Annotated in this window: 23 protein-coding genes; 10 read left to right on the forward strand and 13 right to left on the reverse strand. The window is 61.0% G+C overall.

Translation table 11 applies throughout. From position 1 onward, the window contains the following. Positions 1–68 precede the first annotated feature (68 nt). Positions 69–1,199 carry a 23S rRNA (guanine(1835)-N(2))-methyltransferase RlmG gene (gene rlmG, locus KB892_RS01550; RefSeq protein WP_002917887.1) on the forward strand — a complete coding sequence of 377 codons (1,131 nt, stop codon included), beginning with the start codon at positions 69–71 and terminating at the stop codon, positions 1,197–1,199. 108 nt (positions 1,200–1,307) lie between these two features. Here the strand turns inward: rlmG and KB892_RS01555 are convergent, their stop codons facing one another. The 3 genes from KB892_RS01555 to lsrR all read right to left on the reverse strand — a co-directional run bounded on the left by KB892_RS01555 (position 1,308) and on the right by lsrR (position 6,120). Next, complete coding sequence (locus KB892_RS01555; protein ID WP_004181395.1) at positions 1,308–3,329, reverse strand: NADPH-dependent 2,4-dienoyl-CoA reductase; 2,022 nt, start codon at positions 3,327–3,329, stop codon at positions 1,308–1,310. A 183-nt stretch (positions 3,330–3,512) separates the two neighbouring features. Further along, complete coding sequence (lsrK, locus tag KB892_RS01560) at positions 3,513–5,111, reverse strand: autoinducer-2 kinase (protein WP_004150934.1); 1,599 nt, start codon at positions 5,109–5,111, stop codon at positions 3,513–3,515. Between the two features lie 37 nt (positions 5,112–5,148). Further along, positions 5,149–6,120, reverse strand: coding sequence for a transcriptional regulator LsrR (gene lsrR, locus KB892_RS01565; protein ID WP_004150933.1), 972 nt, complete (start codon positions 6,118–6,120; stop codon positions 5,149–5,151). 218 nt (positions 6,121–6,338) lie between these two features. Between lsrR and lsrA the strand changes: the two genes are divergently transcribed. From lsrA to lsrG, 6 genes are read left to right on the forward strand one after another with little or no spacing between them, the layout of a single operon-like run. Beyond that, positions 6,339–7,826: an autoinducer 2 ABC transporter ATP-binding protein LsrA gene (lsrA, locus tag KB892_RS01570; RefSeq protein ID WP_002917730.1), complete on the forward strand. Its 1,488-nt coding sequence runs from the start codon at positions 6,339–6,341 to the stop codon at positions 7,824–7,826. Further along, complete coding sequence (lsrC, locus tag KB892_RS01575; RefSeq protein ID WP_002917729.1) at positions 7,823–8,857, forward strand: autoinducer 2 ABC transporter permease LsrC; 1,035 nt, start codon at positions 7,823–7,825, stop codon at positions 8,855–8,857. Before lsrA ends, lsrC begins: the two co-directional genes overlap by 4 nt. Next, positions 8,858–9,856: an autoinducer 2 ABC transporter permease LsrD gene (lsrD, locus tag KB892_RS01580; protein ID WP_002917727.1), complete on the forward strand. Its 999-nt coding sequence runs from the start codon at positions 8,858–8,860 to the stop codon at positions 9,854–9,856. A 1-nt stretch (position 9,857) separates the two neighbouring features. Further along, positions 9,858–10,859, forward strand: a complete 1,002-nt coding sequence (gene lsrB, locus KB892_RS01585; RefSeq protein WP_002917725.1) for an autoinducer 2 ABC transporter substrate-binding protein LsrB — start codon at positions 9,858–9,860, stop codon at positions 10,857–10,859. A gap of 11 nt (positions 10,860–10,870) precedes the next feature. Continuing rightward, on the forward strand, positions 10,871–11,758 hold the full coding sequence (lsrF, locus tag KB892_RS01590) for a 3-hydroxy-5-phosphonooxypentane-2,4-dione thiolase (RefSeq protein WP_002917724.1): 888 nt from the start codon (positions 10,871–10,873) through the stop codon (positions 11,756–11,758). Then, the gene (gene lsrG, locus KB892_RS01595) at positions 11,755–12,051 is read left to right on the forward strand and encodes a (4S)-4-hydroxy-5-phosphonooxypentane-2,3-dione isomerase (RefSeq protein WP_002917723.1); all 297 of its coding nucleotides are present in this window, start codon (positions 11,755–11,757) and stop codon (positions 12,049–12,051) included. Before lsrF ends, lsrG begins: the two co-directional genes overlap by 4 nt. Positions 12,052–12,097: 46 nt before the next feature. Here the strand turns inward: lsrG and ygjG are convergent, their stop codons facing one another. Together ygjG and KB892_RS01605 are read right to left on the reverse strand one after the other, a co-directional pair. Beyond that, entirely contained in the window at positions 12,098–13,477 is a 1,380-nt protein-coding gene (ygjG, locus tag KB892_RS01600) for a putrescine aminotransferase (RefSeq protein WP_004174227.1), read from the reverse strand. Between the two features lie 257 nt (positions 13,478–13,734). Next, positions 13,735–14,289, reverse strand: coding sequence for a PadR family transcriptional regulator (locus KB892_RS01605; RefSeq protein ID WP_002917718.1), 555 nt, complete (start codon positions 14,287–14,289; stop codon positions 13,735–13,737). 237 nt (positions 14,290–14,526) lie between these two features. On the opposite strand from KB892_RS01605, the gene KB892_RS01610 reads away from it, so the two are divergent. Next, positions 14,527–15,303: a siderophore-interacting protein gene (locus KB892_RS01610; RefSeq protein ID WP_004144829.1), complete on the forward strand. Its 777-nt coding sequence runs from the start codon at positions 14,527–14,529 to the stop codon at positions 15,301–15,303. A 155-nt stretch (positions 15,304–15,458) separates the two neighbouring features. Here the strand turns inward: KB892_RS01610 and KB892_RS01615 are convergent, their stop codons facing one another. The 5 genes from KB892_RS01615 to KB892_RS01635 form a co-directional block, all read right to left on the reverse strand. Continuing rightward, positions 15,459–17,108, reverse strand: coding sequence for a glycerone kinase (locus tag KB892_RS01615; RefSeq protein ID WP_004150929.1), 1,650 nt, complete (start codon positions 17,106–17,108; stop codon positions 15,459–15,461). Positions 17,109–17,183: 75 nt separating this feature from the next. Beyond that, complete coding sequence (gene dhaM / locus KB892_RS01620) at positions 17,184–18,605, reverse strand: dihydroxyacetone kinase phosphoryl donor subunit DhaM (RefSeq protein WP_004150928.1); 1,422 nt, start codon at positions 18,603–18,605, stop codon at positions 17,184–17,186. 10 nt (positions 18,606–18,615) lie between these two features. Next, positions 18,616–19,248 (reverse strand): dihydroxyacetone kinase subunit DhaL, encoded by a 633-nt coding sequence (dhaL, locus tag KB892_RS01625; RefSeq protein WP_002917683.1) that lies wholly within the window; start codon positions 19,246–19,248, stop codon positions 18,616–18,618. A 10-nt stretch (positions 19,249–19,258) separates the two neighbouring features. Beyond that, the gene (dhaK, locus tag KB892_RS01630; protein WP_002917682.1) at positions 19,259–20,329 is read right to left on the reverse strand and encodes a dihydroxyacetone kinase subunit DhaK; all 1,071 of its coding nucleotides are present in this window, start codon (positions 20,327–20,329) and stop codon (positions 19,259–19,261) included. Positions 20,330–20,484: 155 nt separating this feature from the next. Beyond that, complete coding sequence (locus KB892_RS01635; RefSeq protein ID WP_004217179.1) at positions 20,485–20,670, reverse strand: hypothetical protein; 186 nt, start codon at positions 20,668–20,670, stop codon at positions 20,485–20,487. A 269-nt stretch (positions 20,671–20,939) separates the two neighbouring features. On the opposite strand from KB892_RS01635, the gene KB892_RS01640 reads away from it, so the two are divergent. Both KB892_RS01640 and dhaR read left to right on the forward strand, forming a co-directional pair. Beyond that, complete coding sequence (locus KB892_RS01640) at positions 20,940–22,037, forward strand: glycerol dehydrogenase (RefSeq protein ID WP_002917681.1); 1,098 nt, start codon at positions 20,940–20,942, stop codon at positions 22,035–22,037. Positions 22,038–22,138: 101 nt separating this feature from the next. Beyond that, the gene (gene dhaR / locus KB892_RS01645) at positions 22,139–24,064 is read left to right on the forward strand and encodes a dihydroxyacetone kinase operon transcriptional regulator DhaR (RefSeq protein ID WP_002917680.1); all 1,926 of its coding nucleotides are present in this window, start codon (positions 22,139–22,141) and stop codon (positions 24,062–24,064) included. Here dhaR and KB892_RS01650 read toward each other — a convergent pair. The 3 genes from KB892_RS01650 to dhaT are packed head-to-tail and all read right to left on the reverse strand — an operon-like array spanning position 24,042 to position 26,110. Next, positions 24,042–24,572 (reverse strand): cob(I)yrinic acid a,c-diamide adenosyltransferase, encoded by a 531-nt coding sequence (locus tag KB892_RS01650; RefSeq protein ID WP_002917679.1) that lies wholly within the window; start codon positions 24,570–24,572, stop codon positions 24,042–24,044. The genes dhaR and KB892_RS01650 overlap by 23 nt on opposite strands. Beyond that, positions 24,573–24,926, reverse strand: a complete 354-nt coding sequence (locus KB892_RS01655) for a glycerol dehydratase reactivase beta/small subunit family protein (protein ID WP_002917678.1) — start codon at positions 24,924–24,926, stop codon at positions 24,573–24,575. Between the two features lie 20 nt (positions 24,927–24,946). Then, a complete protein-coding gene (gene dhaT / locus KB892_RS01660) occupies positions 24,947–26,110 on the reverse strand; it encodes a 1,3-propanediol dehydrogenase (protein WP_004150927.1) in 1,164 nt (387 codons plus the stop codon). Between the last annotated feature and the right edge of the window lie 10 nt (positions 26,111–26,120).

The raw sequence follows: 26,120 nt of genomic DNA on the forward strand, positions 1-26,120 counted from the left end.
TCTCTCTTCAACTGGACAGGATTTGCGTATAAACTCGCGGGTTTTACTATTCCGGAGGCGGAGAGGCGATGAGCCAGGCAGAGTTAAACGGTGAGTTATTCACATTAGAGCGGTTCCCACCTAACGCTGAAGAAGAAGCGCTTCAGGCATGGGAAGCGGCGGATGAATATCTGCTGCAACAGGTGAATGACGTCGACGGCCTGACGCTCATCTTCAACGACGGCTTCGGCGCGCTCGCCTGCGCGCTGGCGGAGCGCAACCCGGTCAGTATCAACGACTCCTTTATTTCCGAGCTGGCGACCCGCCACAACCTGCGGATGAACGGTATCGATGAAGAGAGCGTGCGCTTTCAGGATAGCCTGAGCCCGCTACCGGCCGCGCCGGCGCTGGTGCTGATTAAGGTGCCAAAACAGCTGGCGCTGCTGGAACAGCAGCTGCGCGCCCTGCGCGAAGTAGTTACGCCGGAAACCCGCATCATCGCCGCGGCGAAAGCCCGTGATGTGCACAACTCGACGCTGGCGCTGTTTGAAAAAATCCTCGGCACCACCACCACCTCGCTGGCGTGGAAAAAAGCGCGTCTGATCCACTGCGTTTTCACCGCTCCTGAGCTTGCCGATGCGCCGCAAACCTACAGCTGGAAGCTGGACGGCACGCCGTGGACCATCCATAACCACGCCAACGTTTTTGCCCGCAGCGGGCTGGATATCGGCGCGCGTTTCTTCCTGCAGCATTTACCGTCTGATCTAGAAGGCGAGATCGCCGATCTCGGCTGCGGCAATGGGGTGATTGGCCTGCAGGCGCTGGCGCAGAACCCGAACGCGCGGGTCATGTTTACCGATGAGTCGCACATGGCGGTGGCTTCCAGCCGGTTGAACGTCGAGCGCAATCTGCCGGACGATATCGCACGCTGTGAATTCATGGTCAACAACTCGCTCTCCGGCATTGAGCCTGACCGCTTTACGGCGATTCTGTGTAATCCGCCGTTCCATCAGCAACACGCTATTACCGACCATATCGCCTGGCAGATGTTTAACGATGCCCGCCGCAGCCTGAAATACGGCGGCGAGCTGTACGTCGTCGGCAACCGCCACCTCGATTACTTCCGTAAGCTGAAGCGCGCGTTTGGTAATTGCACGACGATTGCGACGAACAATAAGTTTGTCATTTTGAAAGCAACCAAGGTGCGTAAGCAGCGCTGATTCTTGTCGCGGTTTCCCCCGGCTCGCGGCTGTCGCCTTAGCCGGGCTAGCGTGCGGGATTATCGTGGTAGCCCGGGGAAGGCGCATCGCGCCGCCCCCGGGACAGGGCTAAATCGCCAGCGCCAGTTTAGTGCCCTGGGCAATCGCCCGACGCGCATCCAGCTCCGCCGCCACGTCGCAACCGCCGATGAGATGCACCGTTTTCCCCGCCGCGCGCAGCGGATCCGCCAGCTCGCGGCGCGGCTCCTGACCGGCGCAGATCACCACCTGATCGACCGCCAACAGCTGGCGCTCGCCGCCGATAGTGACATGTAACCCTTCATCATCGATCTTTTCATAGCTGACCGCCGGGATCATTTTCACCCCGCGCGCCAGCAGCGTCGCGCGGTGGATCCAGCCGGTGGTTTTGCCGAGCCCTTCGCCCGGTTTGCTGGCTTTGCGCTGCAGCATCACAATCTGTCGCGGGCTTTTACTCAGTTGCGGGCCTTCAGCACTCAGCCCTCCCGCCGTTTGCAGGCTGGTATCGATACCCCATTCGCGGCAGAACTCGCCGATATCCTGGCTGGTGGCCGCGCCCGACTGGCTTAAAAACATCGCGGTGTCGAAGCCGATGCCGCCGCAGCCGATAATCGCCACCTTCGCGCCAACCGGCGCTTTATCGCGCAAGACATCAAGGTAGCTCAGCACTTTTGGATGATCGATCCCATCGATCGCCGGCAGGCGCGGGGCGATACCGGTGGCGAGGATCGTCTCATCGAACGCCAGCAGATCGTCTGTCGTGACGCGGGTGTTCAGGCGTAGATCGACACCATGAAGATCGAGCATGGTGCGGTAGTAACGCAGCGTCTCGTGAAACTCCTCTTTGCCGGGGATCTGTTTGGCGATATTAAACTGACCGCCGATCTCCGGGAGCGCATCAAACAACGTGACGTGATGACCGCGGGCGGCAGCGTTTACGGCGAAGGCCAGACCGGCAGGCCCGGCGCCGACCACCGCCAGCCGTTTAGGCGCGTTGGCAGGCAGGACCGGCATCAGGGTTTCATGACACGCGCGCGGGTTGACCAGACAGGAGGTGACTTTGCCGACGAAGATCCGATCGAGACACGCCTGATTGCAGCCGATGCAGGTGTTGATCTGATCGGCGCGATCGTCCTGCGCTTTTGATATAAATTCGGCGTCGGCAAGGAACGGGCGGGCCATCGATACCATATCGGCATCGCCGCGGGCGAGAATATCCTCCGCGACCTGCGGATCGTTAATGCGGTTGGTGGTGATCAACGGGATCGACACCGCGCCCTTCAGCTTGCGGGTGACCCAGCTGAAAGCTCCGCGCGGTACCGGCGTGGCGATGGTCGGAATGCGCGCTTCGTGCCAGCCAATCCCGGTGTTGATGATGGTCGCTCCCGCCGCTTCAATCGCTTTGGCCAGTTCGGTGACTTCCGCCAGCGTGCTGCCGTCGTTGACCAGATCGAGCATCGACAGACGGTAAATGATAATGAAATCGTGGCCGGCGCGCTGGCGCACCGCCTTAACCACCTCTACGGCGAAACGCATGCGCCTGGCATAATCGCCGCCCCATTGGTCGTCGCGCTGGTTGGTGCGCGCGGCGAGAAATTCGTTAATCAGATAGCCCTCAGAGCCCATCACCTCGACGCCGTCATAGCCCGCTTCGCGCGCCAGCTGGGCGCAGTGGGCAAAATCATCGATCAGCGTCAGGATCTCATCGTGGCTCAGTTCATGGGGGGTAAAACGGTTGATCGGCGCCTGTAGCGCCGAGGGGGCCACCAGCGCGGGCTGGTAGCTGTAACGGCCGGTGTGCAGGATCTGCAGAGCGATTTTGCCGCCTTCCTGATGTACCGCGTCGGTAATATGGCGATGATGCGCCAGATGGCTGGCGTCGTTGAGTACCGCGCCGCCGGCCATGGTGACGCCAGAGGGCGCCGGAGCGATGCCGCCGGTGACGATCAGCGCCACGCCGTGACGGGCGCGCTCGGCGTAAAAGGCCGCCAGCCGCTGCGCGCCGTCCGGCAGCTCTTCCAGCCCGGTGTGCATTGAGCCCATCAACACGCGGTTTTTGAGCGTTGTGAAGCCCAGCTCAAGCGGGGCGAAAAGCGACGGATAGCGGCTCATAGTGGCTTCCAATGTAAAATTATTGTTATGTGGTCGGATGAGTTACTAATTTAGCCATCGTGGAGAAAAAGGGAAAAGGGGAGTGCGGTGATTGTGATGGGATTCAAAGAACGGCGAAGCGTTGCCCCACACCCCGGCCCTCTCCCAAAGGGAGAGGGGGGAAAGGCGGAGCGGCACCGGTAGTTAGGGTGAGGGGGAGGACACAACGCGCTGGCGGCGTTCCAGACCCGGCGCCTGCCACATCGACGTTGTCAGCCCGCTATCGACAAGGCCAAGCTGATCGGCGTACACCGTCTGCCACTTGCTCATCATCTCCTGATACAGCTCGCGATGCTGCGGATTTGGGGTGAACTCGCGGTGCCAGCTCACTAACCGTTCTCCGGTGCTGGCCATATCGCCATACAATCCGGCGCCGGTTCCGGCGGCGATGGCGCAGCCCAGAGCGGTGGCTTCGCGGACGACCGGCACCCGCACCGGCAGGCCGGTGACGTCGCTGAGGATCTGGCTCCACAGCGCGCCTTTAGAGCCGCCGCCGGCAAACACCAGGCTCTCGAATGTTACCCCGGAGAACTGCGAAATCTGGGCCAGGTTGCAGGCGGAGACAATCGCCGCGTTCTCCTCCAGCGCGCGGAACAGGGTCGCTTTGTTGCACTTCTCCGGATCGATGGAGAGGTTAATAAACGACGGCGCGGCGTGGTACCACTGCTTAAAGTGCATGGCGTCGGAAAAAATAGGCATCACGCCGTGGGAACCGGCGGGCACGCGGCTGGCCATCTCCTCCAGCAGCGAATAGGCATCGACGCCGAGACGCTCGGCAATCAGTTTTTCTTCAGCGCAGAAGGCGTCGCGAAACCAGCGCATGGTCAGGCCGGTAAAGAAGCTGATCGATTCCGCCTGCGCCATGCCGGGAATGACATGAGGATTAACGCGAATATTCATCTGCGGATCGGTACGCACCTGCGGCAGGTTGACCACCTGCTGCCAGAAAGTGCCGCCGAGTACCGCGGTTTGCCCGGCGTGCACCACCCCAAGGCCCAGGCAGCCGAGCTGGACGTCGCCGCCGCCCATCACCACCGGCGTCCCGGCGCGCAGGCCGCTCTGCTGCGCCGCCGCTTCGGTGACGGCGCCCAGCAGGGTGCCGGTCTCTTTGACCGGCGACAGCATATCGGCGCGCAGCCCGGCCATATCCAGCAGCGCCGGACGCCAGTCGCGGCTGAACAGATCGAGCATGCCGGTGGTGCCGGCGTTTGACGGGTCGACCGCCAGCTCGCCGGATAGCTTCGCCGCCAGCCAGTCGCTGATCATGGTGATGGTTGCCGCTTTGCGGTAGATATCGGGGCGGTGGTGCGCCAGCCACAGCAGGCGCGGCATGGCGCTAAGCGCCAGGGTTTGTCCCGAGACCTCGTACACCTCGGATTCAAAACGATAGTCGTGGATCTCCTTAAGCTCCGCCACTTCGCGGCTGGCGCGGGCATCGACGTTGGCGCAGGCCCAGATGGCTTCGCCGTCGCGGTCATAGAGGACGATCCCTTCGCGCATCGAACAGCAGGCGACGGACTGAATATCGGCGGCAGAGAGCCGGGCGGCATCGAGCGCCTGGCGAATGCACTGGCAGGCCAGCTGCCAGTTGGTGGTAAGGTCGAACTCCATCGAGCCGGGGACGTTATCAACGCTCAGGTGTTTCCATTCGGCCTGGCCTACCGCCAGCTGGCGGCCATTAAGATCGAAAATGACCGCCCGAATGCTGCCGGTCCCGGCATCTAACGCTAACAGGTAACTCATGACATGCGCCTCGCTGTGGTCGCGCGGCGCCTGGCCGTCAGGAGGCCAGCGCGAGTACCGCGCGTGCTGTTGTCTCTTCCGTTACCAGGCCATTAATGCGCTTGCCAATCAGAGCGGCATAAATCGCCTGCGCTTTTTCTTCTCCCCCGGCGACGCCAACGATGGTCGGCAGCTGCGCCAGCTCATCAAGGGTCACGCCGAGCAGTTCCCGATGGATCTCCAGTCCTTCTACCGGCCTGCCGTCGGCCTGCAGGAAATAACCTAAAATGTCGCCGACCGCGCCTTTGCGGGCGTACATCAGCTGTTCGCCCTCGCTGATATAGCCGGAGCGCAGAATGGTCGCGTCGCGCCGCTGATCGATGGCGCCAATGCCGACTACCGCCGCGTCCGCCGCCGTCGCCGCGAGGATCACGTCGCGCACGCTCGACTCGCGGCGCAGGATCTCGGCGACCTCCGCCGAAGAGACCCGCAGCGGCGCCGGGATAATGCTGACGCTGCAGGCGGCATCAAGCTGGCCGATACCGGTCATATACGGGCCGACGCCGCCGGAGAGGGTCACCAGCCGCACCTGCTGCGAGCCGATAAAGCCGCTGAGATGCTGCAGGCAGCTCATGGTGGCTTCGCCGAAGCCGACCGCCAGCAGCTGTCCCGGCTGCAGAATGCCCATCAGCGATTGCGCCGCGCCGATCCCCAGCCGGGTATTCATCGGCGGGGTGTTGAGCGCCGGCAGCACACGGGCAATCTTGAGGCCAAAGCGCTGCTGGAGTTCACTTTCCAGCGCCAGACAGCCCTCATAGCGCGAGTTGATCTGCACGCGGATCACCCCGGACTGGCGGCCTTTCTCCAGCAGACGGGAAATCTTCAGCCGCGGCAGCCCCAAACGCTCGCCGATGTCATTTTGCGTCAGGCCGTCGTGGTAGTAGCACCACGCCACCCGCGCCACCAGCTCTTCCTCGGCTAACGCCAGCCCGGCGTAGCGGTTCTCTTCCGTAATGCGTTTTTCGCTCATAAATTGAACTCTTATAAAAATTTAGATCATATGTTCGCTATTGCGCGGTCGGAAAGTGTGAGCCGACTGGCAAAACGGATCTTTCATCGCTGGCCTATTTTTTCCTGACGATCTAAAGCACCAAAGTGTGATCTTCGCACGGTTGTAAATATAGTTCACCGTCTACGCTTTTGAACATTATTAAATTTAAAAATCATTTGTTCAATCGAGGCGCGATGATGAAGCCACTGCTTGAAGCTCGCCAGATCCGCAAACAGTTCTCCGGCGTTGCCGTGCTGAAGGGCATCGACTTTACGCTATGCGCGGGCCAGGTGCATGCCCTGATGGGAGGCAATGGCGCGGGTAAATCGACGCTGATGAAGATCATCGCCGGCGTCGAAACCCCGGATAACGGTGAACTGACGATCGGCGACCGCGCGTTTGCGCGCCTCAATCCGGCGCTGGCTCATCAGTTAGGCATCTATCTGGTGCCGCAGGAGCCGATGCTGTTTCCCAACCTCAGCGTGCGCGAGAACATTCTCTTTCGTTTGCCGAAGCGGGCGGATACCGTCGCGCGGTTGCAGGACAAACTGCAGAAGTTGAACTGCCAGATCAACCTCGACGCCAGCGCCAGCACGCTCGAGGTAGCCGATCAACAGATGGTCGAGATCCTGCGCGGGCTGATGCGCGAGGCCAGGATCCTGATCCTGGATGAACCCACCGCCTCTTTAACGCCGGGTGAAACCGAGAGGCTCTTTAGCCAGATCCGTGCGTTACAGGCGCTGGACGTTGGGATCGTCTTTATCTCACACAAATTGCCCGAAATCCGCCAGCTTGCCAGCCATATTTCGGTGATGCGCGACGGCGCGGTGGTGCTGAGCGGCGAGACCGCGGCATACCGCGACGAACAACTGATTAACGCGATGACGCCGGTCAGCCGCGACCATGCGCTGAGCGACACGCAAAAGCTGTGGCTGTCGCTACCGGGCAACCGCCGTACGCAACCGCAGGACTTTCCCGTGCTGCGGGTGGAAGATCTTACCGGCGAAGGCTTTATCGATCTCAATCTGGAGATCCGCGCCGGAGAGATCGTCGGTCTGGCCGGGCTGGTGGGATCCGGGCGCACCGAATTTGCCGAAACCTTATACGGCCTGCGTCCACCGCGCGCCGGGCGAATCTGGCTGGAGAACCGCGAGATTAGCTGCGACAGCACCCGCGCCAGGTTGGCCAGCGGGCTGGTCTATCTGCCGGAAGACCGCCAGGTCTCGGGGCTGTTTCTCGATGCGCCGGTGCGCTGGAACACGGTGATGTTCAATCAGCCGTCGTGGTGGCAGCAGGGGAAACGGGAGGCGGCGGTGGTTGAACGCTATCACCGGGCACTGGGGATCAAGCTGGCCGATGGCGATCAGCCGGTGCGCACTCTCTCTGGCGGTAACCAGCAGAAGGTGCTGCTGGCGCGCTGTCTGGAAGCTAATCCGTTACTGCTGATTGTCGATGAGCCGACGCGCGGCGTGGATGTCTCCGCCCGCGCCGATATCTATCAGCTGCTGAAAAGCGTTGCCGCGCAAAACGTGGCGGTGCTGATGATCTCCAGCGATCTGGATGAGTTCGTTGGCCTTGCCGACCGGGTGCTGGTGATGCATCAGGGCCGCTACAGCGGCGAGCTGGCGCGGCAGGCGGTGACCGTCGATCGCATGATGACCCTGGCCTTTGGAGGGCAGGCATGAAAACGTTACTCAAGAATCGCGAACTGAGCGCCTTCTTTGCCATCGTGGCGCTCTTTGTTGTGCTGGTGGCGCTCAATCCAGCCTATTTCAGCCTGCAGACCCTGGCGATGATTTTCTCCAGCTCGCAAATCCTCTGCCTGCTGGCATTGGGCGCGACCCTGGTGATGCTGACCCGCAATATTGACGTGTCGGTAGGTTCGACCGTTGGGCTATGCGCCATCGCCGTCGGCGTGGCGCTGAACAACGGCTATGGGTTGGCGACGGCTATCGCCTTCGCGCTGGCGATTGGCGCGCTGGCCGGAGCTTTTAACGGCCTGCTGGTCGTGGGGCTGCGCATCCCGGCGATCGTCGCGACGCTCGGTACGCTGGGGTTGTATCGCGGGGTGATGTTGCTGTGGACCGGCGGGAAATGGATCGAAGGCTTGCCCGACAGCCTGAAATCGCTCTCGGAGCCCGCGTTTATCGGCGTGTCGCCGCTGGGCTGGCTGGTGCTGGCGCTGCTGCTGGCGGGCGGCTGGCTGCTGTCGCGCACCGCCTTTGGTCGTGATTTTTACGCCGCTGGCGATAACCTCGCCGCCGCGCGCCAACTGGGCGTGGCGGTCAACCGCACGCGGATGCTGGCCTTTACCCTCAACGGTATGCTGGCGGCCTGCGCCGGGATCGTCTTCGCCGCGCAGATTGGTTTTGTGCCTAATCAGACCGGCAGCGGCCTGGAGATGAAAGCCATCGCCGCCTGCGTGCTGGGCGGGATCTCGCTGCTCGGCGGTACCGGCACGCTGCTTGGCGCGTTTCTCGGCGCCTTTTTCCTCACCCAAATCGACACCGTACTGGTGCTGTTCCGCCTTCCCGCCTGGTGGAACGACTTTATCGCCGGCCTGGTGCTGCTCGGCGTGCTGGTGCTCGATGGCCGTCTGCGTCAGGCGCTGGCCCGCCATCAGCGGGCGCTAAAGTACAGCCGTTTCCAGCCCGGTAACAAAGGGGGGAAACAGGTTGCCCGCTTTCCCGAACGCAAAAGCAAAGAGGTGGCTTAAATGAAGCTGAAGCTTAACTGGGAAAGCGCGCTGCTGGCGTTGCTGATCGTGGAGATCCTGCTGTTCGGCGCGCTGAATCCGCGCATGCTGGATCTCAATATGCTGCTCTTTAGCACCAGCGACTTTATCTGCATCGGCATCGTCGCGCTGCCGCTGACGCTGGTGATCATCAGCGGCGGGATCGATATTTCGCTGGGCTCGACCATCGGCCTGTGCGCCATCGCCCTCGGGGTGATGACCCAGGCGGGCTGGCCGCTGTGGCTCGCGGTATCGCTGACGTTGCTCTTGGGACTGCTGTGCGGGTTATTCAACGCCGCGCTGATCCACTACACCGGCATCAGCCCGCTGGTGATCACGCTTGGTACGCTGTATCTGTACGGCGGCGGCGCGCTGCTGCTTTCCGGGATGGCCGGCGCGACCGGTTACGAGGGGATTGGCGGTTTTCCCGATAGCTTCACCGCCTTCGCCAATTTAACCCTCGCCGGACTGCCGCTGCCGCTGGTGCTGTTCGCGATTATCACCTTTTTCTTCTGGCTGCTGACCCATCGCGGGCGCTTTGGCCGCCACCTCTTTTTACTCGGGCAAAACCCGCGCGCCGCGCGCTATGCCGCGCTGTCGGTGAACGGCATCCCGTACGTGCTGTATGGCCTGGTGGGCGTCGCCTCGGCGGTCGCGGCGCTGGTGATGGTCTCCTATTTCGGCTCGGCACGTTCGGATTTAGGCCGCGACCTGCTGATGCCGGCGCTGACCGCGGCGGTGCTCGGCGGGGCCAATATTTACGGCGGCTCGGGATCGATACTGGGTACCGCGCTGGCGGCATTGCTGGTGGGGTATCTGCAACAGGGTTTACAGATGGTCGGCATCCCCAACCAGGTGTCGAGCGCGCTGTCAGGGGCGCTGTTGGTTGTGGTGGTGATGGGGCGTTCGCTGAGCCTGCACCGTGAATGGGTGCGCGCGACCTGGCGGCGTCTTTTCTCGCATAAAACAATCGGAGCATAAAATGAAATTAAAACTGATCGTGCTGGCGCTGGCGATGAGCGTGGTTACCGCGCAGGCGGCGGACCGCATCGCCTTTATTCCTAAGCTGGTCGGCGTCGGCTTCTTTACCAGCGGCGGCAACGGCGCGAAAGAGGCGGGGAAAGCGCTGGGCGTGGATGTCACCTATGACGGCCCCACCGAGCCCAGCGTCTCCGGCCAGGTGCAGCTTATCAACAACTTCGTCAACCAGGGCTACAACGCGATTATCGTTTCCGCCGTCTCGCCGGACGGCCTGTGTCCGGCGCTGAAGCGGGCGATGCAGCGCGGGGTGAAAGTCCTGACCTGGGATTCCGATACCAGGCCGGAGTGCCGCAGCATCTATATCAATCAGGGCACGCCGCAGCAGCTTGGCGGCCTGCTGGTCGAGATGGCGGAAAAGCAGGTGACGAAGCCTACTGCCAAGGTAGCGTTTTTCTACTCCAGCCCGACGGTGACCGACCAGAACCAGTGGGTGAAGGAAGCCAAAGCCAAAATCGAAAAAGAGCATCCGCAGTGGCAAATCGTCACCACTCAGTTCGGCTATAACGATGCCACCAAATCGCTGCAAACCGCCGAGGGGATCTTAAAAGCCTATCCGGATCTCGACGCCATTATCGCGCCGGATGCCAATGCGCTGCCGGCGGCGGCGCAGGCGGCGGAGAACCTCAAGCGTCAGGGCGTGGCGATCGTCGGCTTTAGTACGCCGAACGTGATGCGCCCGTACGTTGAGCGCGGCACGGTGAAAGCGTTCGGCCTGTGGGATGTGGTTCAGCAGGGCAAAATTGCGGTTAACGTCGCCGATCGATTGCTGAAAAAGGGCGATCTTAACGTAGGCGACAGCGTTGAGGTGAAAGATATCGGCTCGCTGAAGGTCGAACCGAATAGCGTGCAGGGCTACCAGTATGAGGCGAAGGGCAACGGTATCGTGCTGCTGCCGGAGCGCGTGGTGTTCAGCAAAGAGAACATCAACAACTACGACTTCTGACGGAGGATGAGATGGCAGATTTAGACGATATCAAAGAGGGGAAAGACTTCGGTATTGACCGCCCGCAGCAGAATACGCTGTATACCCTGAAAGGCTGCGGCTCGCTGGACTGGGGCATGCAGTCGCGGCTGGCGCGCATTTTTAATCCGCACAGCAACCGCACGGTGATGCTGGCCTTCGATCACGGTTACTTCCAGGGGCCAACCACCGGGCTGGAGCGTATCGACCTGTCGATTGCGCCGCTGTTTGCCGACACCGACGTGCTGATGTGTACCCGCGGCGTACTGCGCAGCCAGGTACCGGCGGCCACCAATAAGCCGGTGGTGCTCCGCGCCTCCGGCGGCAATTCGATTTTAAGCGAACTCTCCAACGAATGTGTGGCGGTGGCGATGGAAGACGCGCTGCGGCTCAACGTATGCGCGGTGGCGGCGCAGGTCTATATCGGCAGCGAATACGAACATCAGTCGATCAATAACATCATCAAACTGGTGGACGCCGGCAATCGCTACGGTATGCCGGTCCTGGCGGTTACCGGCGTCGGCAAAGAGATGACCCGCGACGCGCGCTACTTCTCGCTGGCCAGCCGGATTGCCGCCGAAATGGGGGCGCAGTTTGTGAAGACCTATTTCGTTGAGGAAGGCTTTGAAAAAGTGACCGCCAGCTGTCCGGTGCCGATCGTTATCGCCGGCGGTAAAAAACTGCCGGAGCATGAGGCGCTGGAGATGTGCTGGCGGGCGATCGACCAGGGCGCGTCCGGGGTGGATATGGGGCGCAACATCTTCCAGTCCAGCGCCCCGCGCGCGATGCTTAAGGCGGTGAAAAAGGTGGTGCATGAGAATCTGAACGCGCGCGAAGCGTATCAGTTCTGGCAGGAAGAAAAACAGGGAGAGCTGAAATGAACGTCACGCTAGTGGAGATCAATATTAAACCCGAGCGGGTGGATGAGTTTCTCGAGGTGTTTCGCGCCAACCACGAGGGCGCGCTGCAGGAGCCAGGCAACCTGCGCTTTGATGTCCTGCAGGATCCCGAGGTGAAAACCCGCTTTTTTATCTACGAAGCCTATAAAGACGATGAGGCGGTGCTGGCGCATAAGAAGACGCCGCACTATTTAGCCTGCGTCGAAAAGCTGGAGGAGATGATGTCGCAGCCGCGGCAGAAGCGCAGCTTTATCGGCCTGTTACCGCAGGTGTGAGGGTTATCCTTCACCCTCTCAGAGGGAGAGGGTGAAGGACACTTTATTACGCTTCTTCGACCGAAACGCGCAGGGCCGCCAGCGCCTTGCGCGCCGCCTTCAGCACCTGTTCGCACTGCTCAAGGGTGAGGGTCAGCGGCGGTTCAATGCGGATCGTCTTGGCGTTGTTTAACGTCCCGGCGACCAGCACCCGCTGTCTGAACATCTCGCTGGCAAAGTCGTAGCCAATCTCGTTATCAACAAACTCGATAGCCATCAGCATGCCTTTCCCGCGCACTTCATTCACCAGGTCCGGATACTCCTGCGCCAGCAGGCGGAAACCGTCCAGCAGCATATCGCCTTTCTGCGCCGCCTGCGCCGGCAGGTTTTGCGTCAGCAGCACGTTGATCGTCGCCAGCGCCGCCGCACAGGCCAACGGGTTGCCGCCGAAGGTGGTGGTGTGCAGGAACGGGTTATCGAAGAGCACCGAGAAGACCTCTTCCGTCGCCACCGTCGCGCCGATCGGCATCACACCGCCGCCGAGCGCTTTCGCCAGACACAGAATGTCCGGCTGGACGTTCTCATGCTCGCAGGCGAACATCTTGCCGGTGCGGCCCATGCCGGTCTGCACTTCGTCGAGGATCAGCAATGCGCCAAACTCGTCGCACAGTTTACGCACCGCCGGCAAATACCCCGTTGGCGGGAGGATCACGCCCCCTTCGCCCTGAATCGGCTCAAGGATCACCGCCGCGACGTCGTCGCCGGTTTTCTTGCACTCGCTCAGCATGGTGCGCATGGCGTTGATATCGCCGAACGGCACGTGGCGGAAGCCCGGCAGCAGCGGCATAAAGGGTTTGCGGAAGGTCGACTTGGCGGTGGCCGACAGCGCGCCCAGCGATTTACCGTGGAAGGCGCCGCTGGTGGCGATGAAGGTAAATTTACCGCGCGGCGACTGATAGGCTTTCGCCAGCTTGATGGCCGCCTCTACCGATTCGGTACCGCTGTTGCAGAAGAAACTGTACTTTAGTTTCCCGGGCGTTAAGGCTGCCAGCGTTTTCGCCAGCATCGCGCGTAGCGGGTCCAGCAGCTCCTGACTGTGAAGCGGTTGTTTCGCGAGTTGATTCTCGACGGCGGATACCACAACTGGATTACGGTGCCCTACATTGAAGATGCCAAACCCACCAAGGCAGTCGATAAACTCCTGTCCCTGGGTGTCGACAAGCGTATTTAACCCTCCCGCTTGCCACTCTACGGCTCCGTAATCCCCGCCGGCTGTGACCGATTTTCGATACTCTAAAAACCCCGGATTCACATGCTCTTTAAAGTATTCCCTGACCTCCTGGTTAAGTGCTTTCATTTCCTCATGATCAAGCGTGCGCTTTTCAATGAGATTCAGTGCGTGTGCGCTGCAGGCCAGAGCCGATGCGCTGGAAGGTAACCTGTTCAAAATGTGCTCCTGGGGCGGACGTATCACACGATACTGGATTAAGTATTGCAGGGATTACGCCAGTTCGGCAGAAGCGGTGAAAATCGGGATAAATGCAAAGCAAAAGACGAATTGTGTAAAATTTAATCTCATTGCGCCACTATTGGCACGTTTTATTCCTGAGCTGACGAGATTTTCTGCCTGGCGGCAATAGACGGGGCGATCCGCCGTGGTGCGGGCTGCCCCAGCGCGGGGCAGCCGGTGGTGAAAAAAGAGGCTTAGTCGAGCTGAGAGATCTCCATCGCCGCCCGGTCAATAATGCCGATGATCTGCTTGAGCTGGGCGGCACTGCTGGCCTGCTGGTTCACTTTCAGGTCGAGGACCGCTTTGAAGTTTTCCAGCGCGCGCTTCATCTGCGGATCCCGGCGCAGCTCGCAGCCGACCATCCGCGCCTGCAGGCGCTCCTGGATATGGGCCAGGTGCTCCTGGTTCTCGGCGTGCAGCTGTTTTCCTTCCTCGCTGATAAGGATTTTCTTGCGTCCGTTGTCGTCTTCCACGCTGATAAGGCCCTGGTCCTGGAGCAGATCCAGCGTCGGATAGATCACCCCCGGGCTGGGGCTGTAGTTCCCCTGGGTAAGCGTTTCGATCTCTTTGATCAGCTCATAGCCATGGCTGGCGCTGCGGCTGAGGATATCCAGAATGATCAGCCGCAGTTCGCCGTGGCCAAAGAAACGCTGGCGACGTCCGCCGCCGCGGCGGCCATGGTCGCCGTGTTCGCTGGGATCACCGTGGCGCCCGCGTGGCCCACGCCCTTCTTCATGATGATGTCGCATGGTTACCTCCTGCTGTTTTTGATATATCTAATTTATATCTAAAAAATGAATGTTCGCAATGCTGGTTGCTATTTATTTTTTAAGGTGTTGATATATATGTGATTGTTTTCTGGATGTGGATTTTGATGCGGTTTGTTTTGACTATATCAAAAAAAGACTTGCATTCTTTTTAGTTGGCAATCATTATCATTTGCATCAAGTTTAGATATATCTATTTACCGTTCACGAAGGCAATCGATGATGACAAAAACCAAAGCAGACAAGTACCCGCAGCGTGTCCGCAATGAGCTGCGTTTCCGTGAGCTGACGGTGCTGCGCGTGGAGCGCGCAGGCGCGGCGTTCCAGCGTATCGTGCTGGGAGGCGAGGCGCTGGAAGGCTTCGCCTCTCACGGCTTTGACGACCATACCAAGCTTTTTTTCCCCGAGCCGGGCGCGGCATTTACCCCGCCGCAGGTGACCGAGGAGGGGATTGACTGGGGGGAAGGCGTGCGGCCTGCCACCCGCGACTATACGCCGCTGTACGATGCCGAACGTCACGAGCTGGCTTACGATTTCTATATCCACGATGGCGGTATCGCCAGCCGTTGGGCGCTGGAAGCAAAAGTGGGCGATAAGCTGGTGATCGGCGGCCCGCGCGGCTCGCTGGTGGTGCCGGAAGATTATGCCTGGCAGCTGTATGTTTGCGATGAGTCCGGCATGCCGGCGCTGCGCCGTCGTCTGCTGGGATTACGCCAGCTGCCGGCGAGGCCGCAGGTGACGGCCATCGTTACTATCGCCGATGCGTCGTATAAAGATTATCTGGCGGATCTCGACGGCTTTAACATCGAGTGGGTGGTGGGCCACAATCCGGCCTTCGTCGCCGAGCGTCTGGCGCAGGTGAAGGTGCCGGCGGAGGATTATTTTATCTGGCTGACCGGCGAAGGCGCGGTGGTGAAATCGCTGCTGGCGCGCTTTGAAGACGAGAGCATCGATCAGCAGCTGGTGCGTTCCCAGGCGTACTGGCACAGCAAGTAAAAAGCCATCGTGGTAAAACCCGGATAGCGGCGCGTCGCGCCTTATCCGGGCTACCGGCGGTGCCGTTTTTTGTCGGGTGGCGGCTTACGCCTTACCCGACCTGCTATTCGGCGGTGTTACATCGCCCCGGTAAGCGCAGCGCCACCGGGGAAGGCTTAGCGTTCCGCCAGCGCCTTAAACACCATCGCCACCGCGTGGGCGCCGGGGTCCATGTTGCCGAGCAGGCTATCGCTGTTGAGATAGGACGCGCGTCCGGCGCCGGCTTTGCTTGACTGGCAGGTGCGATCCGCCCCGGCCTGCGCCGCGGCGAAAGCGGCCTGCAGATTCTCCGGTTCGGCCAGCAGCGCCGCCAGGGCCGGCTGCAGAGCGTCGATCATCGTCCGGTCTCCCTCATCGGCGCCGCCGTAAAACTTCATCTGTTCCAGACCGGCGTTCAGCGCCTCGGCCACGCTGGCGCCTTGCCCCAGCTTCTGCCCGGCAGCGGTGAAGAAGATAGACATCAATACCCCGCTGGAGCCGCCCATCACCACCGTCAGGCGTTCGCCGATCAGCGCGAAGAGCGTTGGCAGATCGTTCAGGGGCAGCTGCTGACGCTCGAGCCGCTCGGCAATTTCGCGCGCCCCGGCGGCGAAGGTGGAGCCGGTATCGCCGTCGCCTACTTTGGCATCCAGCGCGTTGAGATGTTCTTCAAGATCGATGAGGGCGCCGGTCACCTGCGCCACGTAATCGCCCACCTGTGGGTTGGCCGAGGGCGTAAAATCCACCCGGGCGCTGTCGAGGGTGGACGGCACGACGTTGATAGTCCGCGGCTGCACCGGCTTCTGCCAGCTGGCGGTTTCCACATCCGAAAGCAGCGCTTTCTCAATACTCTCCTCCAGCACGATGGTGGTCAGCGAGAAGCCTTTCATATCCAGCGCCGTCACCAGCGAGGCCGGGCCTATTAACCAGTCAATGCGCGCCTGCAGCGGGGTGTTGGCCAGCTCGCGGGTCAGAATCGCCATCTCAGCCACCGACACGCCGCCGAGGTTATTGAGCATCACCGCCAGGCGGCCGGTTTCCGGTAGGGCGGCGGTCAGTTTTTCCACCATCAGGTTAACGATTTCTGCACTGTTTTGCGTGGCGATCGTCGAGGCGCCCGGCTCACCGTGGATGCCCATTCCCAGCTCGGCGTGACCGGCCTGATGGCGCGGCGCGCTGTCGGCTTCCTGCGGCAGGTGGCAGCTGGCCAGCGCCACCCCGATGCTGGCGGTATGGCTGGCGGCGTATTGCGCTTCACGCAGGACGGTGGCGAGGTTGAAGCCGCGCTCGGCGAAATAGCCCGCCACTTTATGCACCAGAATGGTCCCGGCGATGCCGCGCGGCTGTTTGTTATCCGGCAGCGAAATATCGTCGCCGACGATCAGCATCTCCACGTTGTAGCCGAGTCGGCGCGCTTTCTCCGCCGCCAGACCGAAGTTAAGCCGATCGCCGGTGTAGTTTTTGACGATCAGCAGGCAGCCCGCCTCGCCGGTCACTGCCTGAATGGCGGTGAGCACCGCGTCGACGCTCGGCGAGGCGAACAGATCGCCGCAGACCGCGGCGGTCAGCATGCCTTTACCAATAAAGCCGACGTGCGCCGGTTCATGGCCGGCGCCGCCGCCGGAGATCACCGCCACGTTGTTTTTATTCAGATCGCGACGGACCACCACCCGGATCGCCGGGTCGCTCTCCAGACGGGCGAGGTTATTCCACGGGCTGGCGATAATGGTACCCTCAATCACATCGTTGACGAGGCTGGCGCGCTGGTTAAAAAAGAATTGAGACATAGTGGTTCCTGAAGAGTAAGCGAAAACTCACCCTCCGGAGGCAGGCCCCCGGAGCGGTAACGGTCAACGTGAATTTTAGTCACGGATAAGGCGCTGGTGGCGCATATCGAGCACGATAGTCTCGCCGGGCTGCACGCTGTTCAGCGCCTCGCCCTGCTGGCTCAGCCAGGCGATCCCCGCCGCGCGGGCGATAATCGCGCCGTGAGCCTGTTCGCTGCCATCGCGCAGGCACAGGCCTTTAACGAAGCTGGCATCCAGCTGTAAGACGGTTGAGGGATAAATGTTGTCGGCAATAATAATTGTTGGCTCGCCGGGCGTCGGCACTCTCTCCTGAACGCCCTGCAGATGGCGCAGGGTGCGCTGCAAAATATCTTCGATATCGATATAGCGCGCCTGCAGGTAGGGGTCATCCAGCTGGCGATACTGCTGGCTGAGCTCCATCAACACCTGATGCCATGCCCATTCCGCCGTGCATTGTTCGGTGAGCAGGCGATCGTTGGCGGCATCAAACAGATCGTCATCGTCGAGCAGGGTGTGGTGCCCGGCGAAGATCGCCGCGATATCGGCGTGAAATTTATTTTCCGCCAGCTCGGTCAGGGCGATAAGATCCGCCAGCGTCTGGTCAATGGCCTGGCGCAGGCGCTGCTGCTCGCGGGCGGCATCGGCGGCAGCCGGGCGGAGCGGCTGGATCAGGGCCAGCGGATAGCGCAGGGCAGCGCCTTCGACGCGCTCGGGCGTTGCCGGAGCCGCTGCCGGTTGCGCCGCAGGCGATTCACCGAAGTTATCGGCGGCCAGCGCCTGAAACGCCGCCAGCGCCGCGTCGGCATCCGGACCGCGGGCCAGCAGGCGCAGCTTATCGTTGCGGCGGACCTGCAATAGCGCGATTTGGTTGAGGCTGTCCGGTTTGACGCACTTCCCGTTTTTCTCCAGCAGCAGATCGGCGTTAAAGCCCGCCAGCGCGGCGACCAGCTTCGACGCCGGACGCACGTGCAGGCCGTTGTGATTGTTAATAATGACTGACACCGATTTTGTGTCGCCGTCGTCGGCAAGCATCGGCTCCGGCGCGGCGTCAGAAGTTGGCGAAGGTAAACCCAGCTGAACCCGCTTGGCCTCCAGGGCGCTCATGGCGTCGGCGATCACCTTGTCGATCCCGGCGCCGGAGGCAGCGCTGACGGTGGCCGCCAGCGTCCCTTCCACCAGCGGCGCGGCGCACAGTCGCACCTTCGCGGCAATCGCCGGATCGAGCAGATCGAGGGCGGTTTCGGCGCTGAGCAACGCGCTGCCGATATCCATCATCACCAGCACGTGATCGGTATCGGCCACGGATTCGATCGCCTCCATGACTTTAAGCGGATCGGTGCCGATCGGGCTGTCGGGATCGTCGATCCCGGCGGCGATCGCCAGTTTGCAGCCATCGTTGATTAACATCTGCCGGGCCAGTTCTCCGACACCTTCGCCCAGCCGGGCGCTATGAGAAACAATAACCAGGTTTACCATCGCGATTTCCTTACTCTTTGGCGGCGGCGGCCAGCATCTGAACCATAAACAGCACCGAGGTCGCGCCGGGATCCTGATGTCCGATGCTGCGCTCGCCGAGATAGCTGGCGCGGCCTTTACGCGCCTGCATAGTGATGGTGGCGTGGGCCGCACGCTCGGCCACTTCGCAGGCGGCATCCATCGCGGCGGCGATCGACAGGTGCTGCTCGCTGGACTGGCGCAGGGAGTCCACCACCGGCAGCCAGACGTCGCACATGGTTTTATCCCCTGGCTCCGCTTTGCCGCGATTGACGACACCGTCCGCACCTTCGCGGATCATCAGGTACAGCTCGTCGAGCGTCAGGCTCTGGTGGGCCTGGGTCACCTGCGCGGCGCGAATGAAGAAGGTGCCGAACAGCGGGCCGCTGGCGCCGCCGACGTTGGAGAGCAGCGTCATGCCGGTGTTTTTGAGGATAAAGCCAATATCTTTATCGGCAATCGACGGCAGCTTTTCGACCACTTTACTGAAACCGCGGTGCATATTGAGACCGTGGTCGGCGTCGCCAATCTCTTTATCGAGGCCGGTGAGAAAATCGCTCTCTTTGGTGAAAATATCGCCGCAGCGGTACAGCCAGTCGACGATTTGCGTTCTGTTCAGTGACATGTCGTGCTCCTTAGTTTCCCCAGTTCAGCGCCGGGGTGTGAACCGGGGCGTCCCATAGCGTCAGCGTCTCGTCATCCACTTTCAGCAGAGTGATGGAGAAGCCCGCCATATCCAGCGAAGTACAGTAGCTGCCGATGAGGTTGCGTTCGATGATGATGCCGGACGCTTCGCAGCGCTGGGCAAGGCGGTTATACACGCCATACAGTTCGGAAAGCGGAGTGGCGCCGAGGTTATTAACCAGCGCGATAACCCGGTCGCCGTTTTGCAGCGCGGTTTTGCTCTGCTGCACTTCCTGCCACGCGCCCTTGACGGTATCCCACTGGCGCAGCGTGCGGCTGTAAGCGCCGTTTTCCAGCAGGGTATCGAACATCTCATCGACGGTTTGGTCCAGCGAGCTGAAGCGGCGGCGGTCGATGCCCGGCTCGCCGTGAATGCCGACGCCGAACTCCATCTCGTCATCTTTCAGCGTAAAGGAGGGCTGCCCGGCAGCCGGTACGGTGCAGGCGCCGAGGGCGATACCAATCGAGTGGCCGAGATTGTTCAGGCGGCGGCCCAGTTCAGCGCAGGCTTCCAGCGAGTCGCCGCGCTCGGCGGCGGCGCCGACCAGTTTTTCGATCAGTACGGTGTTGGCGACGCCGCGACGACCGGCGGTATAGAGGCTGTCTTTCACCGCCACGTCGTCGTCGACCACCACGGTGGTGACTTTAATGCCGCTCTCATGCAGCAGCTCGGTGGCGGTCTCAAAATTCAGGATGTCGCCGGTATAGTTTTTGATAATTAGCAAGACGCCTTCGCCGCCGTCAATTTGCATCGCGCATTCAAACATTTTGTCCGGCGTCGGCGAGGTGAAGATTTCTCCCGGACAGGCGCCGGAGAGCATGCCCTGGCCGATATAGCCGCAGTGCATCGGTTCATGTCCGCTGCCGCCGCCGGAGAGCAGGGCCACCTTGCCAGCCACCGGCGCGTCGGTGCGGGTCACATACAGCGGGTCCTGATGCAGGGTCAGCTGCGGATGGGCTTTAGCCAGCCCCTGTAATTGTTCATTCAGTACATCTTCAACACGGTTAATCAGCTTTTTCATTATTCAGTGCTCCGTTGGAGAAGGTTCGATGCCGCCTCTCTGCTGGCGGAGGCAGTCATCGCGTAGGGGTATCGTCTGACGGTGGAGCGTGCCTGGCGATATGATGATTCTGGCTGAGCGGACGAAAAAAAGAATGCCCCGACGATCGGGTTTCATTACGAAACATTGCTTCCTGATTTTGTTTCTTTATGGAACGTTTTTGCCGAGGATATGGTGAAAATGCGAGCTGGCGCGCTTTTTTTCTTCTGCCATAAGCGGCGGTCAGGATAGCTGGCGAAGCGGGTGGGAAAAAATTTTTTGCTGATTTTCTGCCGACTGCGGGAGAAAAGGCGGTCAAACACGGAGGATTGCAAGGGCATTATGCGGCAAAGGAGCGGATCGGGATCGCAATCCTGACAGAGACTAGGGTTTTTTGTTCCAATATGGAACGTAAAAAATTAACCTGTGTTTCATATCAGAACAAAAAGGCGAAAGATTTTTTTGTTCCCTGCCGGCCCTACAGTGATCGCACTGCTCCGGTACGCTCCGTTCAGGCCGCGCTTCACTGGCCGGCGCGGATAACGCCAGGGCTCATCATGTCTACATGCGCACTTATTTGAGGGTGAAAGGAATGCTAAAAGTTATTCAATCTCCAGCCAAATATCTTCAGGGTCCTGATGCTGCTGTTCTGTTCGGTCAATATGCCAAAAACCTGGCGGAGAGCTTCTTCGTCATCGCCGACGATTTCGTAATGAAGCTGGCGGGAGAGAAAGTGGTGAATGGCCTGCAGAGCCACGATATTCGCTGCCATGCGGAACGGTTTAACGGTGAATGCAGCCATGCGGAAATCAACCGTCTGATGGCGATTTTGCAAAAACAGGGCTGCCGCGGCGTGGTCGGGATCGGCGGTGGTAAAACCCTCGATACCGCGAAGGCGATCGGTTACTACCAGAAGCTGCCGGTGGTGGTGATCCCGACCATCGCCTCGACCGATGCGCCGACCAGCGCGCTGTCGGTGATCTACACCGAAGCGGGCGAGTTTGAAGAGTATCTGATCTATCCGAAAAACCCGGATATGGTGGTGATGGACACGGCGATTATCGCCAAAGCGCCGGTACGCCTGCTGGTCTCCGGCATGGGCGATGCGCTCTCCACCTGGTTCGAGGCCAAAGCTTGCTACGATGCGCGCGCCACCAGCATGGCCGGAGGACAGTCCACCGAGGCGGCGCTGAGCCTCGCCCGCCTGTGCTATGATACGCTGCTGGCGGAGGGCGAAAAGGCCCGTCTGGCGGCGCAGGCCGGGGTAGTGACCGAAGCGCTGGAGCGCATCATCGAGGCGAACACTTACCTCAGCGGCATTGGCTTTGAAAGCAGTGGCCTGGCCGCTGCCCATGCAATCCACAACGGTTTCACCATTCTTGAAGAGTGCCATCACCTGTATCACGGTGAGAAAGTGGCCTTCGGTACCCTGGCGCAGCTGGTGCTGCAGAACAGCCCGATGGACGAGATTGAAACGGTGCTGGGCTTCTGCCAGCGCGTCGGCCTGCCGGTGACGCTCGCGCAGATGGGCGTCAAAGAGGGGATCGACGAGAAAATCGCCGCGGTGGCGAAAGCTACCTGCGCGGAAGGGGAAACCATCCATAATATGCCGTTTGCGGTGACCCCGGAGAGCGTCCATGCCGCTATCCTCACCGCCGATCTGTTAGGCCAGCAGTGGCTGGCGCGTTAATTCGCGGTGGCTAAACCGCTGGCCCAGGTCAGCGGTTTTTCTTTCTCCCCTCCGGCAGTCGCTGCCGGAGGGGTTCTCTATGGTACAACGCGGAAAAGGATATGACTGTTCAGACTCAGGATACCGGGAAGGCGGTCTCTTCCGTCATTGCCCAGTCATGGCACCGCTGCAGCAAGTTTATGCAGCGCGAAACCTGGCAAACGCCGCACCAGGCCCAGGGCCTGACCTTCGACTCCATCTGTCGGCGTAAAACCGCGCTGCTGACCATCGGCCAGGCGGCGCTGGAAGACGCCTGGGAGTTTATGGACGGTCGCCCCTGCGCGCTGTTTATTCTTGATGAGTCCGCCTGCATCCTGAGCCGTTGCGGCGAGCCGCAAACCCTGGCCCAGCTGGCTGCCCTGGGATTTCGCGACGGCAGCTATTGTGCGGAGAGCATTATCGGCACCTGCGCGCTGTCGCTGGCCGCGATGCAGGGCCAGCCGATCAACACCGCCGGCGATCGGCATTTTAAGCAGGCGCTACAGCCATGGAGTTTTTGCTCGACGCCGGTGTTTGATAACCACGGGCGGCTGTTCGGCTCTATCTCGCTTTGCTGTCTGGTCGAGCACCAGTCCAGCGCCGACCTCTCCCTGACGCTGGCCATCGCCCGCGAGGTGGGTAACTCCCTGCTTACCGACAGCCTGCTGGCGGAATCCAACCGCCACCTCAATCAGATGTACGGCCTGCTGGAGAGCATGGACGATGGGGTGATGGCGTGGAACGAACAGGGCGTGCTGCAGTTTCTCAATGTTCAGGCGGCGAGACTGCTGCATCTTGATGCTCAGGCCAGCCAGGGGAAAAATATCGCCGATCTGGTGACCCTCCCGGCGCTGCTGCGCCGCGCCATCAAACACGCCCGCGGCCTGAATCACGTCGAAGTCACCTTTGAAAGTCAGCATCAGTTTGTCGACGCGGTGATCACCTTAAAACCGATTGTCGAGGCGCAAGGCAACAGTTTTATTCTGCTGCTGCACCCGGTGGAGCAGATGCGGCAGCTGATGACCAGCCAGCTCGGTAAAGTTAGCCACACCTTTGAGCAGATGTCTGCCGACGATCCGGAAACCCGACGCCTGATCCACTTTGGCCGCCAGGCGGCGCGCGGCGGCTTCCCGGTGCTACTGTGCGGCGAAGAGGGGGTCGGGAAAGAGCTGCTGAGCCAGGCTATTCACAATGAAAGCGAACGGGCGGGCGGCCCCTACATCGCCGTCAACTGCCAGCTATATGCCGACAGCGTGCTTGGCCAGGACTTTATGGGCAGCGCCCCTACCGACGATGAAAATGGTCGCCTGAGCCGCCTTGAGCTGGCCAACGGCGGCACCCTGTTTCTGGAAAAGATCGAGTATCTGGCGCCGGAGCTGCAGTCGGCCCTGCTGCAGGTAATTAAGCAGGGCGTGCTCACCCGCCTCGACGCCCGGCGCCTGATCCCGGTGGATGTGAAGGTGATTGCCACCACCACCGTCGATCTGGCCAATCTGGTGGAACAGAACCGCTTTAGCCGCCAGCTGTACTATGCGCTGCACTCCTTTGAGATCGTCATCCCGCCGCTGCGCGCCCGACGCAACAGTATTCCGTCGCTGGTGCATAACCGGTTGAAGAGCCTGGAGAAGCGTTTCTCTTCGCGACTGAAAGTGGACGATGACGCGCTGGCGCAGCTGGTGGCCTACTCGTGGCCGGGGAATGATTTTGAGCTCAATAGCGTCATTGAGAATATCGCCATCAGCAGCGACAACGGCCACATTCGCCTGAGTAATCTGCCGGAATATCTCTTTTCCGAGCGGCCGGGCGGGGATAGCGCGTCATCGCTGCTGCCGGCCAGCCTGACCTTTAGCGCCATCGAAAAGGAAGCTATTATTCACGCCGCCCGGGTGACCAGCGGGCGGGTGCAGGAGATGTCGCAGCTGCTCAATATCGGCCGCACCACCCTGTGGCGCAAAATGAAGCAGTACGATATTGACGCCAGCCAGTTCAAGCGCAAGCATCAGGCCTAGTCTCTTCGATTCGCGCCATGGAGAACAGGGCATCCGACAGGCGATTGCTGTAGCGTTTGAGCGCGTCGCGCAGCGGATGCGCGCGGTCCATGGCCGTCAGCAGGCGTTCGAGCCGACGGGACTGGGTGCGCGCCACGTGCAGCTGGGCAGAGGCGAGATTCCTCCCCGGGATCACGAACTGTTTTAACGGGCCGCTCTCGGCCATATTGCGGTCGATAAGCCGCTCCAGGGCGGTGATCTCCTCTTCGCCGATCGTCTGGCTCAGGCGGGTCAGGCCCCGCGCATCGCTGGCCAGTTCAGCCCCCAGCACGAACAGCGTCTGCTGAATATGGTGCAGGCTTTCCCGCAGCCCGGCGTCGCGGGTCGTGGCGTAGCAGACGCCCAGCTGGGATATCAGTTCATCGACGGTGCCGTAGGCCTCGACGCGAATATGGTCTTTCTCGATGCGGCTGCCGCCGTACAGGGCGGTGGTGCCTTTATCCCCGGTGCGGGTATAGATACGATACATTCAGTTTCTCTCACTTAACGGCAGGACTTTAACCAGCTGCCCGGCGTTGGCGCCGAGCGTACGCAGATGATCGTCGCTATCGGTGACGTGTCCGGTAGCCAGCGGCGCGTCCGCCGGCAGCTGGGCATGAGTGAGGGCTATCTCGCCGGACGCGCTGAGCCCGATACCCACCCGCAGGGGCGAGCTTCTGGCCGCCAGGGCGCCCAGCGCAGCGGCGTCACCGCCTCCGTCATAGGTTATGGTCTGGCAGGGGACCCCCTGCTCCTCCAGCCCCCAGCACAGCTCATTGATGGCGCCGGCATGGTGCCCGCGCGGATCGTAAAACAGGCGTACGCCTGGCGGTGAAAGCGACATGACGGCCCCCTCGTTAACACTCAGAATGCCTGGCGGAAAATCGCGGCAATCTCCTGCTCGTTGCCTTTACGCGGGTTCGAGAACGCATTGCCGTCTTTCAGAGCCATCTCCGCCATGTAGGGGAAGTCGGCCTCTTTTACCCCCAGATCGCGCAGATGCTGCGGAATACCGATATCCATCGACAGACGCGTGATAGCGGCGATGGCTTTTTCCGCCGCGTCGAGAGTGGACAGTCCGGTGATATTTTCGCCCATCAGTTCAGCAATATCGGCGAATTTCTCCGGGTTGGCGATCAGGTTGTAGCGGGCCACATGCGGCAGCAGGACAGCGTTGGCCACGCCGTGCGGCATGTCGTACAGGCCGCCCAGCTGGTGCGCCATGGCGTGCACGTAGCCGAGGTTGGCGTTATTGAAAGCCATCCCGGCCAGCAGAGAAGCATAGGCCATGTTTTCCCGCGCCTGCAGATTGCTGCCGAGGGCCACGGCCTGGCGCAGGTTGCGGGCGATGAGGCGGATCGCCTGCATGGCGGCGGCGTCCGTCACCGGGTTAGCGTCTTTGGAGATATAGGCCTCTACGGCGTGGGTCAGGGCATCCATCCCGGTCGCCGCGGTCAGGGCGGCCGGTTTACCGATCATCAGCAGCGGATCGTTGATAGAGACCGACGGCAGGTTGCGCCAGCTGACGATCACAAACTTCACTTTGGTTTCGGTGTTGGTCAGGACGCAGTGGCGGGTGACCTCGCTGGCGGTGCCGGCGGTGGTGTTGACCGCGACGATAGGCGGCAGCGGGTTGGTCAGGGTCTCGATTCCGGCATACTGGTACAGATCGCCCTCATGGGTGGCGGCGATGCCGATGCCTTTGCCGCAATCGTGCGGGCTGCCGCCGCCCACGGTGACGATGATGTCGCACTGTTCGCGGCGAAACACGGCGAGGCCGTCGCGCACGTTGGTGTCTTTCGGGTTCGGCTCGACGCCGTCAAAGATCGCCACCTCGATCCCGGCCTCCCGCAGATAATGCAGGGTTTTGTCCACCGCGCCATCTTTAATTGCCCGCAGGCCTTTGTCGGTGACCAGCAGGGCTTTTTTCCCCCCCAGCAGCTGGCAGCGTTCGCCGACTACGGAAATGGCGTTGGGGCCAAAAAAGTTAACGTTTGGCACCAGATAATCAAACATACGATAGCTCATAATATACCTT

The sequence above is a fragment of the Klebsiella sp. P1927 genome, assembly GCF_018204675.1.
Classification (GTDB): domain Bacteria; phylum Pseudomonadota; class Gammaproteobacteria; order Enterobacterales; family Enterobacteriaceae; genus Klebsiella; species Klebsiella pneumoniae.